The following is a 13,156-nucleotide window of genomic DNA, read 5'->3' as shown; positions in this document are numbered from 1 at the left end:
CCCTATTTTCTCATTTTCGGATCTAGTGCATCGCGCAGTCCGTCGCCTAGCAGATTGAAGGATATCATGATGATGCTGATGACCAAAGCCGGGAAAATCAATTTATATGGGAAGTAACGCATCGATTTATACCCGTCTTCGATCAATACGCCAAGCGATGCCAGAGGCGCCTGCAAACCAAGACCGATAAAGCTCAGAAACGCTTCAAAGAAAATAGCAGTCGGAATGGTGAACATGACTGTCACGATAATTGGCCCCATAACATTCGGCAACAGATGCTTTGAAATCAGCCTTGGATTCGAAGCACCAAGTGTCCGTGAAGCCAGAACAAATTCCTGGCCCTTCAACTGCAGCACTTGCCCTCGTACCACACGCGCCATTCCAACCCAACCGGTGATGACCATCGCCAAAATAATGGACGTAATGCCCGGCTCTAGCACCAGGATGAACAGGATGATAACAATCAAGTTCGGAATCCCCATGAGAACTTCAATGATTCGCTGCATGACATTATCAATGCGCCCTCCGTAAAAAGAAGAGATTCCCCCATAAATGACGCCGATTACTAGATCCAAAAAGGCTGCCACTAAGGCGATGAACAGCGAAATCTGGGTACCTTTCCAAACACGTGTCCAAAGATCGCGGCCAAATTCATCAGTTCCAAACCAATAATTGATCTGGACATCCCGCTCTGCATATTGATTCACGCCTTGTGAATCTTGGCCATTAAAGCCCAGCCATTCCAAGCCCTGAACTTTCGGCGGCATATTGGAATGAACCAAATTCTGTTCACGATAGGAAAATTCGTTCATGCTCGGTCCAATTAGCGCCAAAACAATCAACAGAACGAGCATGACCAATGAAATCATAGCTCCTTTGTTTTTGATGAGCCGCTGAAATGCCTCTTTCCAAAAGGAAACCGACGGCGTACTGATTTCTTCACTTTTTCGTTGATCCAGCGGCGCTTTTACAAACAAGTCTGCTGGAATTTCATCATAGGCATATTGGTTTTGCACCTGCAAATCTTGATGTGGGGGAAGTTTTGGTGTATTTCCAGTCATGCTGATTCCCCCTTATAATTGATGCGTGGATCTAGGAAGCTGTAAATGATATCCACAACAAAGACCACAAAAATGAACAAAGCGCTATAAAAAATAGTGATTCCCATAATGACGCTGTAATCCAATACAAGAATCGACAAAGTAAACTGCTCGCCCAGTCCTGGTACTGCAAATATTTTTTCGATGACCAAAGTTCCCGTCATGATCGACACTGCAAGTGGTCCAAGCATCGTGACAACCGGAATCAGCGCATTGCGGATAACGTGCTTGACTATGACCTGCTGTTCCTTCAATCCTTTTGCTCTGGCAGTAATGATATAATCCTGGCCGATTACTTCAAGCATTTCACTGCGGATAAATCGGGCAACTGTAGCCGTCACCGTCACCGATAAAGCAATGGATGGCAACAGCGTACTAGAATACCCTTCCCACAAAGCGACAGGTAGCCATTCCAACTTCACGCCCACGTAGTATTGCAGCAACGCCGCAAACACGAAAGACGGAATCGACATTCCCAAAACGGCCAATGTCACCGAGCCGTAATCCAAAATAGAATTATGTCTCAGCGCAGAAACGATTCCTAGAACCAGTCCGATGATTGCCCCAATAACCAAAGCCTGCAGCCCGATAAATGCCGATGGGCCGATTCGATCGCTAATCATGCTGGTAACGGTTCGTCCTTCATACTGGAACGAATAACCCAAATCGCCTTGAAGCAAATTCCCAATATACTTTATGTATTGAATAGCGACCGGTTGATCCAATCCGTATTTGGCATTCAAGATCACCAATTGACTATCCGTCAATTTTTCCGGATTGGTAAACGGCGTACCGGGTAATAACTGCATCAAGAAAAAAGTCGCTGTCACAATAATGAAAAGCGTAATAAGCATAAAGCCAATCCGCTGCAATAAATAACGTTTCATGCGAACACCTCAGTTCTTTCTGTAGGGTGAATTTATCTTCTTGATGAAAAATACGAGGGCGCCCGTCAAACGGCTACACCCTCGTACCTTTAAGCTGCACACCTGTTTTATTCTTCGATCGTCACCCATTTATAAGAGAAAGAAGCTCCTGTTGGATGAACCAATAGATTTTTAATTTTGCTTCTCATCAAGACAGCTGCACCTTCTTGGTAAAGTGGCACAATCGCTGCATCTTCTTCCAGCAGAATTTTCTCAATGTCTAGCAGCATCTGGTAACGTTTTTCAAGGTCCGTTTCAGTTCTTGCTGCTGATACCAATTCTTCCAATTCGGCATTTGAATAATCCATGCGGTTAGCTGATCCGCCTTCCAACCACATGTCCAAGTAAGTCATCGGATCGCTGTAATCCGGTCCCCATGAAGATAGAGACAAGTCGTAGTCAACCGCTTTTTCAATTTCCAGACGCTGTGCGAACGGAACCGCTTTGATGTCCAATTTGAAGCCTGGTAGATTGTCTTCCAATTGTGCCTGGATGTACTCAGCCACTTTTTTATGGTCTTCAGAATCTGCAATGTTGATGGAGACCGTTACTTCTGTTGCTCCAGTTTCCTCCAAGCCAGTTTCCCAAAGCGCTTGGGCCTCTTCAACTGTTCCAGTGTTGAAATCTCCGTTCAAGTCACGGAAATCTTCGCCTGATGGTGAGTTAAAGAACCCTTCTGGAACCACACCATTTAATGCAGTGGAGCCATTTTTCAAAATAACATCTGTTAAACTTTCTTTGTCGATTGCCATATTAACTGCTTGGCGAATGTTTTTATTGCCCAATACCGGGTGGTTATGGTTAAAGCGAAGGAAAATGATTTCCGGCTCCAGAATCGTTTCAAAGTTCTCGTCATCTTTGTTTTGGTCAACTGCCTCTGAACTTAAGACAATACGGTCTACTTTGTTCGTTTCGTATAAGTTGATGCCTGCTGCCGGATCTTTGACTACGTAAGCGTTAACTGCATCTAACTTGACTGTTTCTGCATCCCAATAATCTTCGTTCTTTTCATATTTCCAGCCTTGGTCGTGAGTCCAGTCAACCAATGTGAAAGGTCCGTTGAACAGGATGTTTTCTGCTTCCAACGCGTATTGGTCGCCTTGCTCTTCAACAAACTTCTGGTTTTGAGGCAGGAAGGTTGGGAAGGTCATCAATGACTGGAACAATGGGTTCGCTGCATCCAGCGTAACTTCCAATGTTTTTTCATCAATCGCTTTGACTCCCAGCTCTTCTGCATCCATTTCTTCGTTCATGATCGCTTCAGCATTTTTAATACCTGCTGTTACGAACATGAAGTTATAGGGACTCGCATCTTTCATGACGCGCTTCCAAGCATATTCAAAGTCTTGTGCGGTAACTGGCTCTCCGTTACTCCAGTTAGAGTCACGCAATGTGAATGTATGGACGCTTTGGTCCTCGCTTTCTGTATGTTCGGTTACTAAAGCTTCAATCGGTTCATGGTTTTCATCCTGACGGTAAAGCCCTTCGTTGACGTTATTCAATACCGTAAAGGCGATGCCATCATGCGCTTTTGTCGAGTCTAAAGTAGGAATATCAGCTGTAGTTGAAATGTTCAATACTTGCCCAGCTTCTCCTTCTGCTGCTGCGTTGTCTTCGCTTGAGCTTTCTGAAGAATTAAAGTTGCATCCCGATAAGAATAAAACAAATGCAATCATAATCATGAAAATCTGCGTTTTTCTCTTTCTCTCCATTTTTCTACCCCCAATTAATTGATTATTCTTTCTTATCATAAGTGTTATTGTAAAATTTGGCAACAAGATGTTTAAATTTTCAAATATATAAATTTCATGGTAATCTTTAAATGCATAAAGAAAGGACCCATCTCCATGAATTTTAAAGGTATTTTATTATTTATTTCGTTAGGAAGTTCGTTCATTTTGTCTTTCTTCCTATACAGGCAGTGGTCTCTGACAAACTGGTTTGATGCTTTATTTTTGATCGGACTTTTGCTGATTATGGTTTATTGCGTCATGGTTTTGATCGAAGGGCAATTTTTTACAGCTTTCTTAAAAAGCACCCGAAACTTTTTTGCAAAAGTAAATAAAAAAGACCAGCTGATCCGCGAAAGCGAAAAACGGTCGGTTGAACCGTTGGATTATCGCAAAGAATTTCCAAACCGCAGTTCATTTCTGCAGGTTGGCCTGTTTTTTTGTATAGGCAGCCTGCTAATATCTTCGGCACTGCATTATTTGAATTAGAAAGAGTTGAAATCAAAAAACGGCAACCCCCTGTGATAGGGCATTGCCGTTTCAATAGATACAACTACCGGATTTCATTAGCGAGGATTGATTTGATGAACTCATCCCTTTAACTCCCGTCTAATCTGTCCAAAGATCTCTTTTAAATATCCCGCGCTGTGCGGAACCAGGTCTTCTAAGCCAATGGCCTTTTCAAAAGTTTTTCTGCTGCCATCCTCTGCTATTTCAAAGCCTTCAAGGTCTGCTCTTTCTTTTTTTCCAGTATATAAATCAGCCAATGCTTCAAAATCAAGCTTTCCCATACCGGATACTTCTTCCAGTTGCAACTCAAACCTATGGTCAAGGTTCTTTAGATCCTTGTATAAAAAGCAGTGGCAGCGCTCATTATCGAAAAAATCCGACAACACGATTTGATCTTTAATCATCCCAATGTACGTCAAGTCGGCTAAGTCCACTTGAATGCCAAGCTCTTCCCGAACTTCCCGGATGCCGTCTTCGACCGTTTCATCCGTCAATAAATGACCCGCTGCCGTAATATCAAAAAGTCCTGGAAAGTCCTTCTTCTCTTTGCTTCGCAGCTGAAGATAAACGACATCTCTATTGTTTTGCCGTCCTGCTATCCAGCAGTGAAATGTTTCATGCCAATAACCCTTTTCATGTACTTCTTTCCGATCGGCTATGCCTTGCTGTCTACCCTGTTCATCGTAAATGCGCAGTTTTTCCGTCTCCATATCTGTGCTCCTTTTTCTTGTAGCATAACAAAAAAACCGGCCTTCTACCCGGCCGGTTCGTTTTAATCTGCGACGATCGCTTCCACTTTTGATAAAAACTGCTTTGTCCGCTCTTCTTTCGGATCTTCAAAGACTTGCTGTGACGTGCCTTGTTCGACTATGAGTCCTTCATCCATGAAAACCACGCGGTCAGCCACTTCTTTCGCAAAGTTCATTTCATGGGTGACAATAACCATCGTCATTCCTTCTTCTGCTAAACTTTTGATGACCAATAGTACTTCTCTCACCAGCTCTGGATCGAGTGCTGAAGTCGGTTCATCAAACAGCATCACTAGGGGGTCCAAAGCAAGAGAGCGGGCAATCGCTACCCTTTGTTGCTGACCACCGGACAACTGCGCCGGGTAATGATCAGCTCGCTCTGCTAATCCCACCTTTGCCAGCAATCCTGCTGCAATTGCCTTCGCTTCTTCAGGAGCTTTTCCGTGGATGGCAATAGGCCCTTCCATAACATTTTCCATAGCTGTTTTATGAGGAAATAAATTAAATGATTGAAAAACAAAACCTGTTTTTTTGCGCAATTCCCTGATCACTTTTTTCCGGTGGCGATCGATTTTACCACCTGCTTTTACTTCATATTCCCCCACTTGAATAAGTCCTTCAGTCGGTTCTTCCAAAAAATTCAAGCAACGCAGCAAAGTCGATTTTCCTGATCCACTTGGCCCCATAATGACAACCACTTCGCTCTTATTGATACTTAAATCGATGCCTTTCAGAACTTCGTTGGATCCGAAATTTTTTACCAGTCCGGTAACTTTTATCATTTGCCAATCAATCTCCTTTTATACACCCTTCTCCCACTGACAGCCGAAGGAAGACTTTCTTGCTGAATGATTTTTTATCTAACCAAGTACTTGGATGATCGAACTTCCAAACGATCCAATAATTTTGTGAAAAACGAAATCAATATCCAATAAATCGCTGCAGCCACTAAATAGATGGTCAACGGCTCGAATGTTTTCGCAATAATCAGGCTCGACATCTGCAATAGTTCTGTAACCGTAATGACCGAAACCAGAGAAGTATCTTTGATCAAGACAATAAATGAATTGGATAGTGTCGGAATGGCAATCCGCAAGCTTTGCGGAAGAATAATTCGCTTTAAAGCCTGCGGATAAGTCATCCCCATTGACATAGAGGCTTCCATTTGTCCATTATCCACTGCTAAAATCGACGCTCGGAACGATTCTGATAAATAAGCACCCGCATTTAAACTGAGCGCTAAAATACCTGATGAAATGGGATCTAGCGCGATGCCTACCTGAGGCAGCCCATAATAAATAACAAAAATCTGCACCAATAGTGGAGTCCCGCGCATCAAAGAAACATAGACATTGGCGATTTCATTTAACACTTTTACTTTTAGAATACGAATGATGGCCGTAAGAAACCCGATAACTAAAGCAATCAAGATCGAGATGGCAGCAAGGAAAATCGTCATCCCTGTCGCTGTGAGCAACGATGGCAATGAATCAATAATAATTGTAAAATCCATAAATCCTCCCATTAGACAAGAAGTAAAACGCTATTCCCTTTAATCGAAAATTTCTTCTTTATACTCAATCTCAATCCCTAAATGGCTCAATTCAGTTAAAAAAGGCTGGAATCGCTCCCGAACGATTAAACTTTCGATTGGAATAACGCCTGTCTCTGTTATTTTTTTGTCTACAATCCATTGTGAAATCAGCAACGCTGGGATAGCAGTTGTTTTAGCCATCGACGTTATTTTTCGTTCATGATCGTATAAATCAATCATTTCCCACGTATGTTTTGTCTGCCTGCCTTGCTTGACTCCACTTACTTCTACTCTTAAGACTGTGATGTCCTCTATTGAATGGCCAGACATTTTCGGTGCCAGGATTTTCTCCGCAAACAACTTTGGACTGAGTTCCATGTCTTTAATGGAGACTGGGGTTTCGTCAAGAAATCCTAATTCACTCAAAACCCTCATCTTGTCCCAATGTCCTGGATACCGGATAGTTCGCTCTATCAAATTTTCGACTTTCCCTTGCAACATAAAAGCAGTGCTATGAGCGTCTGTGATAACCGTTTCACATAACCCGACTGGGGCGGGAAATGTCATGTCTGCTAAATCGGATAGCGGAACCAATTCCACAATTTCTCCATTTCGAATAATAGTTGCGGGTTTTGTATAAAGTCCCAGTAGACTCTCCAGACGGTAGACGACTTGATACCCTAAAGGTGGATCCGGATATCTCGGAATTCCACCACAAGCCAGCATCGCTTCTTTCGCTCTGTCCAATAATTCAATTCCTTGTGCAGCCAAAAAGTTAGTGATGCCCGGTGCGACTCCGCAGCCCGGGACGATTAGGACCCCCGCTTGCCGTGCTTGTTCATGCAGCGCCAGTTTTTCCGGAAAGTGAGATCCTACCAAATCAACCAAATGACATTTCGAAGAAATTGCTGCTTTTATCGCTGGAATGCTTAACGAGTGGGGAAGGCATCCTATTGCTAGGTCAGCACCCTTTAGCACTTCGGCAATATCGCCTTCTGTCGCTAATGCTGCCACTTTACCAATCACTCGCGGATTATCAGCGATAGCCAAACATTTATCAATGCTTGCTTGATTGATATCGACAGCTGTAATGGTTTCTGCACCTGCATATTTAGCTAATTCTGTTACGACCGTAGTGCCAATCATGCCTGTTCCTAAAACGAAGATATGCATTTCTCCCCCCCCTCACTTATGGCGCTTGTGCGAATAAAGAACAGAATCAGAGACGCAGAAATCTCTCTAGACGGACGCTTTGAGCCTCCAGGATGTGGGTCCGAAGTGAAGCTGGTTTGCGGAATATCGATAAGCGAAAATCATTAGGTCAACTTAAATAATAAAAAAATTAACTTTCTAACGGTTCTGTGCCAAACCATTTTTTATAGATTTCAGCATATGTTCCGTCTTCTTTCATTTCACTTAAAGCAGCATTAACCTGTTCAATAAAGTCTTCATTTCCTTTGTTGACGGCCATGCCAATTTCATCTTTATTTAAAATATCGCTGGAAATTTTAATCGGAAGATTTTGTTCCTTAATATTGTAGCTGATCAGCAATTGATCATTGATGATGACATCTAGTCGCTTATTCGTTAAATCTTGAATATAGTCGCCAACTGCCTTATACAATTTAACTTCTGCTCCGTCCACGCTGTTTGCCACTTCCTCAAAAGTGGTTCCACCGCCAACCCCAACATTCTTTCCTTTAATGTCTTCTAATTTTGTAATATCATCTGTTTCTTCACGTGTTACCAGTACCGATCCTGAAATAACATAGGGATCTGTAAAATCGACACTCTTTTTCCGTTCTTCTGTTACTGTCATTTGACCAATGATGATATCGAACTTATCGGCTTTCAAACCACCGATCAAGCCGTCCCATTTGGTCGCGATAAAGTTAGCTTCTACACCTAAGCGTTCTGCAATTTCATTGGAGATGTCGACATCGAATCCTTGGAATTCATCATTTTCATCAATGAAATTAAAAGGTGGATAGGTACCTTCAAATGCTACATTCAATTCTTTCGATTCTTCCATCCGTTCAAGTACTCCACCAGACTTTCCTTCTGCTTCACCCGCAGCAGTTGTTTCTGCCGTGTCTTCAGATCCGCAAGCTGCTAGCAGACCAAAAATAAATAAGAGAATAATAGCGCTTATTGCAGTTTTCTTCATTTTCATTCCTCCACCTTCAAATTTGTTATGGTTCCCAATCATTTCTCAAGCAAAAAAATTGAACACTTTCAGTTAATAAATTTATTCATGGATATAATTATTCATGACAATCACACTGTTTATTTCCATATTATAGAAGCGATTGCTCTCCCTATTATTGTCTTATAAGAAGATAAAGTCAATAAAATTTCAGATTTTTAAGAATATTTTGCACAAAAATAAAAAACTTCCAGCAATCAAATCATGGAAGTTTTTGTTTTATTCATATTGGTTAAATATCACGTCGTCAGGTGCGACATGCTTGATGAACAGCAAGTCTTCTGTTGTAATATCTGGAACGAAAAATTCAGTGCCCCAATGTTCCGAGGAAAAAATATGTCGCTCTCCTCTACTTAAGAAAATTGAAAACCACTTCAGCTTCTTCTTTCTGCTGACGTGCCGGGTCATAAGGAATTCAGCAATGTCCAGCGTCAGAAGACCAGAAAAAATGGTCATCCCTTGTTTTCCCTTGATGTCGAACAATCCGGGCAAGCCGGATGTGAGCTCTTCAATTGTTTTCGTTTCGTCATCAAAGCAATAGATTTCAAAGGCATCGGATTTAGCTAGAAAATATTCCATCAACAAGAGCCAATACTCATAGTTCCCAGTAGCCGGTATACGCTCCGATTCCCCATCCTCTGCGAATTCGGTAAGTTCAAACTGCAATTGCGTTTTGAGTTCCATGCATCCTTCACCTGCCCTTTTCTTTCTCAAACATTTCTTTCTCTGTATTTAAGCGTTCAACCCATTCAGCGATTTCCTTTAAACCGTCAATTTCTCCGTCTGCATCCAAGCAGCTCCAGTGCCCGTCTTTTTTCCAGATGGTTTTCATGCCAATTAACTTTGCGGCTTGTATATCATTTTTCGGATGATCTCCGATATAGATAGCTTCACTAGCAGAAACACCCAAACTTGCCAGCGCTTTATGGAAAATAGCCGCATCAGGTTTGGCCATCCCTTCCCATTCGGAAATCAGAATTTCTTCAAAATAATCTTTGATTTCCAAGGCCAAAATACTGTCCAGCTGAAATTGCCCTCTGCCGTTTGTGATCATTCCTAAGCGGAAAGACTGTTGGGACAAGTTTTCGAGCATGACGGTCAAATCTGGAAACGGTAGGCAATGATTTTTAAAGTTTGCTACGTAGTCAGCCAGCATGGTTTGCCACTCTATCCCTCTAATCCCCAACTCTTTAATTAACTGCTGATAGACTCGGTCTTTCCAGACATAGCCTTTGGCATCCAATTCGATAAACCGTTTGATAAAAAGATCTTTCGGAATATGCTGTACGTGTCTGGCTAGCCGGTTGTACTGGTCATCTACAAATGAAAACAGTGAACTATCACGGTCTAATAAAGTGCCATCCAAATCAAAAATAATAGCTTTGATCATTCCATTTCTCCTATCTCTTCATTCCTTACTACTCAGATTCAGCTTCTGGTAAAATCCTAAAGACTCTAGTAGAAATTCTTTATCATACTGTGTTTTCACTTGAATTCTTTCTACCCAATCCTCCAGTGTTTTAATCGGATCATCAGGATAAAGTCCCGTGCTGGTACTTAAAAAACTTTTCCAATTGTCGAACTCCCAATGGACCGTTTCGCCTTGGAGCTGCAACCGAACCTCAACGAGCGGCTCCGGGTGGATATGGTGCTGGGAATATTCAGCCGCCTCTAAAAAATCCGCGCGCTCAACCGGTTCTATCGTATAAACCTGATCTGACTGTTTTCCATTCGGCCGGTAATAACTGACTTCGATTCCTTTATCCGCGGGTTTTACCTGAACTTCCGCTCCAGGAAAAAAACCTGCCAGTCTGCCGCTTTTGAATTCGGGGCTGCCCACTTCAACCAGAATCGGCTGGATCCACTGGTCGCCTAAATCGCACAGGAACCTGCGTCCATTCTGATCTTCAGCCATGATCGCTGCATGGGCCTGTTCCGTTCCGAGCCCGCTACCTACCGGGTAGGCTTTTACGCCCGCTCTATCAAAAGCTGTCAGTAGCCAAATCGCCAGATCAAAACAATTTCCAGTGATGCCGTATTGGTCGTGATGCTGTTTCATCAGCTCTACACCGCGCTGTTTTTGTTCGCCCGACCGCTGGTAATACCAAGCTTTGGTCAAAGTCTCCATCGGAAAATTGTCAAACTGCTGCCAAACGGCAAGAATTTCTTCCGGTGCTTTCATCTTCTCCACCTTCTCTTTTTTTCTTCTGGCTACTACTTCTCTTTTTTCTTTAGAAAATCCTTCTTATAACAAAAGAACTTAAGCTATTCAGCTGCTTTAGACAGAAAAAAAGCAAGCCCCGGGGCCCGCTCTTTTTCATGAAGTCATGAAGCTATTCAGATAGAAAACTTTTTCGCTGGCGGATTTGGTAGTGATTCAGTTGCTTGAATAACTCTGAAGATGTTCCTTGATCTACAGAAAATTCAACTCCGCAATCCACTATATCTACCCCTGTTGCTTTCCGGACAATAGACCCTTCTAGTAAGAAAGCGCTGTCTAAAATTTCAAAGCTGCAACGCACGCTTTCTCCCAAAGGAATATCAAGTGCAGAAGAAAACACTAACCCTCCGGCGCTGACATCATAAATTTCGACTGGCAAAAAATTGCCTCCATAAATGGAAATCTTCCCATTCAAAGCTTGATTGAAATTAACTCGAAAAAATTCACGACGATTTTCTGACATTTCGCCCTCTCCATCCTTATTCACATATACAAATTGATAAGCAAACCTTTGATTTCTCCAACTAGATCTAAAGTACCAATACCTTCTTCTTCATTATTCAATATTTGGTCTTGAATTTCAATCATTTTTTTATCAATCACTTTAATGATTTGCTGGGATTTCATTCCGCCTGCCGGGTGCTGGCTCTGCTCGTCAGATAACAGCAGACCATAACGTATGGATTCGCCGACAAATTGCTTTACTGCATGCTTATAATTTAATACATTTTCAAGTGTGCGCTGATTGGAAAGTTTCTGGCCTTGTTCGTCCACTCGTCCCATTAATTGATTTAAAGAATTATCTTGCAGCTTAGACTGGGATTTTTTCATGGCATTCGAAAAAAGTTCACTCGGTTTGTTTCCAGCAGCTTGTACCGAAAGCCTGTCTTTCTGGATATTGCTCTGACTGTCAATGCGCAATTACAGCACCTCGTCTTCTTTAAAATTCACTTGCTGTTTGTTGTTCAACTTAACAACGAGCTCTACTTTGCCATGGTCGATTTGGAGCACTTTGGCAATTTGCTTGGAAGAAAATCCTTGCCTGGAAAGCTGAATTATTTTCTCCGTTTCCAAAGAAACCTCTTCTAGAGTTTCTGCCCCTTTAAAACTAGGAGCAAAGTTTTGTTCCAAACCTACAATCCGTTTCGTCAGATGGCTTTCACTTTCTTGTATATACGTGATTAATTTATCGTAAAGTGCATCATTTTCTTTTTCAAGCTGATCCACAAACTCAGCCATACTTTCGTGGACTCTAGCTGAGTCTTCATCCGTGTGCTGTTTTTTGACTGTTCGCATCAGCAGGACATTCATTAGCAACAGGACAATACTGATTGCCACCAGTAGCCATTCCATGATTATCACCCTGGCCTTCTGTTTATTATTTTCACTTTAATAATGATCGTGTACAGATAATATCGAAGCATGCAACCGCAGCATGGCTTTTGAGTGAAGCTGCGAAACTCTTGAGACGCTGACACTCAGGATTTCTGCGATTTCGGTTAATTTCATTTCTTCAAAATAGCATAGGGAAACTGTGATTTTTTCCTTTTCTGGCAATCGCTCAATGGCACGAACCAGCGATTCTTTGGTCATCTGTTCTGACAGATGGCGCTCGGGTGAATCGACATGGTAGTTTCCTAGCCTTCCTTGTTCTTCAAAATTTTCGTCATCCATCGATATCATCGTCGATAAGGCTGCCTCAGAAACTGTTTTATTGAGCTCAGCCTTGGTGATGCCCAAATATGAACTGACCTCTTCATCGGAAACAGAGGTGCTATTCTGCTGCTCCAGCAGAAGATAGGCTTTTTCAATTTTCTTCACTTTATCCCGGACGGACCGCGGAAGCCAATCACTGGTGCGCAACCCGTCAATAATCGCACCTTTAATGCGCCAAGATGCATATGTTTCAAATTTCAAATCTCGTTCGATGTTGAATTTGCTTAAGGCATCAAGCAGGCCTTCGTAGGCATAGCTGCGGACATCGTCTTTTTCCACCGTTTTAGGCAAACTGATCATGAATCGTTGAATCACGTAATCGACCAAAGGAAGATACTGTTCAACCAAGTATTCGCCAGCTTCCGGATCCCGATGTTGTTGCCAATCGCTCCAGCAGGAGAGTTCTTCTTTGGATAATTTATGATTCACCATGATTTTCACCACCATTTCCAAGCGGAAAAGCC

General features: G+C 42.4%; 16 protein-coding genes. 1 reads left to right on the top strand and 15 read right to left on the bottom strand.

Annotated features, from left to right (window positions below):
- Positions 1 to 2: 2 nt before the first annotated feature.
- The 3 genes from opp3C to BBH88_RS01325 all read right to left on the bottom strand — a co-directional run bounded on the left by opp3C (position 3) and on the right by BBH88_RS01325 (position 3,738).
- A complete protein-coding gene (gene opp3C, locus BBH88_RS01335; RefSeq protein WP_065536269.1) occupies positions 3 to 1,061 on the bottom strand; it encodes an oligopeptide ABC transporter permease in 1,059 nt (352 codons plus the stop codon).
- Positions 1,058 to 1,987 (bottom strand): ABC transporter permease, encoded by a 930-nt coding sequence (locus tag BBH88_RS01330; RefSeq protein WP_006828113.1) that lies wholly within the window; start codon positions 1,985 to 1,987, stop codon positions 1,058 to 1,060. Before BBH88_RS01330 ends, opp3C begins: the two co-directional genes overlap by 4 nt.
- A gap of 107 nt (positions 1,988 to 2,094) precedes the next feature.
- The gene (locus BBH88_RS01325) at positions 2,095 to 3,738 is read right to left on the bottom strand and encodes a peptide ABC transporter substrate-binding protein (protein ID WP_065536270.1); all 1,644 of its coding nucleotides are present in this window, start codon (positions 3,736 to 3,738) and stop codon (positions 2,095 to 2,097) included.
- 135 nt (positions 3,739 to 3,873) lie between these two features.
- On the opposite strand from BBH88_RS01325, the gene BBH88_RS01320 reads away from it, so the two are divergent.
- Positions 3,874 to 4,245, top strand: coding sequence for a DUF3899 domain-containing protein (locus BBH88_RS01320; RefSeq protein ID WP_040851624.1), 372 nt, complete (start codon positions 3,874 to 3,876; stop codon positions 4,243 to 4,245).
- 101 nt (positions 4,246 to 4,346) lie between these two features.
- Here BBH88_RS01320 and BBH88_RS01315 read toward each other — a convergent pair whose 3' ends face one another.
- The 12 genes from BBH88_RS01315 to BBH88_RS01260 all read right to left on the bottom strand — a co-directional run bounded on the left by BBH88_RS01315 (position 4,347) and on the right by BBH88_RS01260 (position 13,124).
- The gene (locus tag BBH88_RS01315; protein ID WP_006828110.1) at positions 4,347 to 4,976 is read right to left on the bottom strand and encodes an NUDIX hydrolase; all 630 of its coding nucleotides are present in this window, start codon (positions 4,974 to 4,976) and stop codon (positions 4,347 to 4,349) included.
- A 62-nt stretch (positions 4,977 to 5,038) separates the two neighbouring features.
- A complete protein-coding gene (locus BBH88_RS01310) occupies positions 5,039 to 5,797 on the bottom strand; it encodes an amino acid ABC transporter ATP-binding protein (protein WP_006828109.1) in 759 nt (252 codons plus the stop codon).
- A gap of 74 nt (positions 5,798 to 5,871) precedes the next feature.
- Entirely contained in the window at positions 5,872 to 6,528 is a 657-nt protein-coding gene (locus BBH88_RS01305; RefSeq protein WP_006828108.1) for an amino acid ABC transporter permease, read from the bottom strand.
- Between the two features lie 39 nt (positions 6,529 to 6,567).
- On the bottom strand, positions 6,568 to 7,722 hold the full coding sequence (locus tag BBH88_RS01300; protein WP_065536271.1) for a saccharopine dehydrogenase family protein: 1,155 nt from the start codon (positions 7,720 to 7,722) through the stop codon (positions 6,568 to 6,570).
- Between the two features lie 169 nt (positions 7,723 to 7,891).
- Positions 7,892 to 8,716 (bottom strand): transporter substrate-binding domain-containing protein, encoded by an 825-nt coding sequence (locus BBH88_RS01295; RefSeq protein WP_006828106.1) that lies wholly within the window; start codon positions 8,714 to 8,716, stop codon positions 7,892 to 7,894.
- Between the two features lie 258 nt (positions 8,717 to 8,974).
- On the bottom strand, positions 8,975 to 9,439 hold the full coding sequence (locus BBH88_RS01290; RefSeq protein WP_006828105.1) for a hypothetical protein: 465 nt from the start codon (positions 9,437 to 9,439) through the stop codon (positions 8,975 to 8,977).
- Positions 9,440 to 9,446: 7 nt separating this feature from the next.
- Complete coding sequence (locus BBH88_RS01285; RefSeq protein WP_006828104.1) at positions 9,447 to 10,145, bottom strand: HAD family hydrolase; 699 nt, start codon at positions 10,143 to 10,145, stop codon at positions 9,447 to 9,449.
- A gap of 18 nt (positions 10,146 to 10,163) precedes the next feature.
- The gene (locus tag BBH88_RS01280) at positions 10,164 to 10,937 is read right to left on the bottom strand and encodes a hypothetical protein (protein ID WP_065536272.1); all 774 of its coding nucleotides are present in this window, start codon (positions 10,935 to 10,937) and stop codon (positions 10,164 to 10,166) included.
- A 151-nt stretch (positions 10,938 to 11,088) separates the two neighbouring features.
- Positions 11,089 to 11,439 (bottom strand): PilZ domain-containing protein, encoded by a 351-nt coding sequence (locus tag BBH88_RS01275; protein WP_006828102.1) that lies wholly within the window; start codon positions 11,437 to 11,439, stop codon positions 11,089 to 11,091.
- A gap of 20 nt (positions 11,440 to 11,459) precedes the next feature.
- Positions 11,460 to 11,897, bottom strand: coding sequence for a YaaR family protein (locus tag BBH88_RS01270; RefSeq protein ID WP_065536273.1), 438 nt, complete (start codon positions 11,895 to 11,897; stop codon positions 11,460 to 11,462).
- Positions 11,898 to 12,329: a DUF6115 domain-containing protein gene (locus tag BBH88_RS01265; protein ID WP_065536274.1), complete on the bottom strand. Its 432-nt coding sequence runs from the start codon at positions 12,327 to 12,329 to the stop codon at positions 11,898 to 11,900. It lies immediately after the preceding gene.
- A 36-nt stretch (positions 12,330 to 12,365) separates the two neighbouring features.
- On the bottom strand, positions 12,366 to 13,124 hold the full coding sequence (locus tag BBH88_RS01260; RefSeq protein ID WP_006828099.1) for a FliA/WhiG family RNA polymerase sigma factor: 759 nt from the start codon (positions 13,122 to 13,124) through the stop codon (positions 12,366 to 12,368).
- Between the last annotated feature and the right edge of the window lie 32 nt (positions 13,125 to 13,156).

It is taken from the genome of Planococcus antarcticus DSM 14505 (assembly GCF_001687565.2).
Classification (GTDB): Bacteria; Bacillota; Bacilli; order Bacillales_A; family Planococcaceae; genus Planococcus; species Planococcus antarcticus.
The sequence above is the reverse complement of the archived record's forward strand: the minus strand, read 5'-3'. Positions and strand labels throughout refer to the sequence as shown.

Coding starts and splice junctions, on each gene's coding strand:
- opp3C (WP_065536269.1), bottom strand. CDS start 1,061: ATGACTGGAAATACACCAAAACTTCCCCCACATCAAGATTTGCAGGTG.
- BBH88_RS01330 (WP_006828113.1), bottom strand. CDS start 1,987: ATGAAACGTTATTTATTGCAGCGGATTGGCTTTATGCTTATTACGCTT.
- BBH88_RS01325 (WP_065536270.1), bottom strand. CDS start 3,738: ATGGAGAGAAAGAGAAAAACGCAGATTTTCATGATTATGATTGCATTT.
- BBH88_RS01320 (WP_040851624.1), top strand. CDS start 3,874: ATGAATTTTAAAGGTATTTTATTATTTATTTCGTTAGGAAGTTCGTTC.
- BBH88_RS01315 (WP_006828110.1), bottom strand. CDS start 4,976: ATGGAGACGGAAAAACTGCGCATTTACGATGAACAGGGTAGACAGCAA.
- BBH88_RS01310 (WP_006828109.1), bottom strand. CDS start 5,797: ATGATAAAAGTTACCGGACTGGTAAAAAATTTCGGATCCAACGAAGTT.
- BBH88_RS01305 (WP_006828108.1), bottom strand. CDS start 6,528: ATGGATTTTACAATTATTATTGATTCATTGCCATCGTTGCTCACAGCG.
- BBH88_RS01300 (WP_065536271.1), bottom strand. CDS start 7,722: ATGCATATCTTCGTTTTAGGAACAGGCATGATTGGCACTACGGTCGTA.
- BBH88_RS01295 (WP_006828106.1), bottom strand. CDS start 8,716: ATGAAGAAAACTGCAATAAGCGCTATTATTCTCTTATTTATTTTTGGT.
- BBH88_RS01290 (WP_006828105.1), bottom strand. CDS start 9,439: ATGGAACTCAAAACGCAATTGCAGTTTGAACTTACCGAATTCGCAGAG.
- BBH88_RS01285 (WP_006828104.1), bottom strand. CDS start 10,145: ATGATCAAAGCTATTATTTTTGATTTGGATGGCACTTTATTAGACCGT.
- BBH88_RS01280 (WP_065536272.1), bottom strand. CDS start 10,937: ATGAAAGCACCGGAAGAAATTCTTGCCGTTTGGCAGCAGTTTGACAAT.
- BBH88_RS01275 (WP_006828102.1), bottom strand. CDS start 11,439: ATGTCAGAAAATCGTCGTGAATTTTTTCGAGTTAATTTCAATCAAGCT.
- BBH88_RS01265 (WP_065536274.1), bottom strand. CDS start 12,329: ATGGAATGGCTACTGGTGGCAATCAGTATTGTCCTGTTGCTAATGAAT.
- BBH88_RS01260 (WP_006828099.1), bottom strand. CDS start 13,124: ATGGTGAATCATAAATTATCCAAAGAAGAACTCTCCTGCTGGAGCGAT.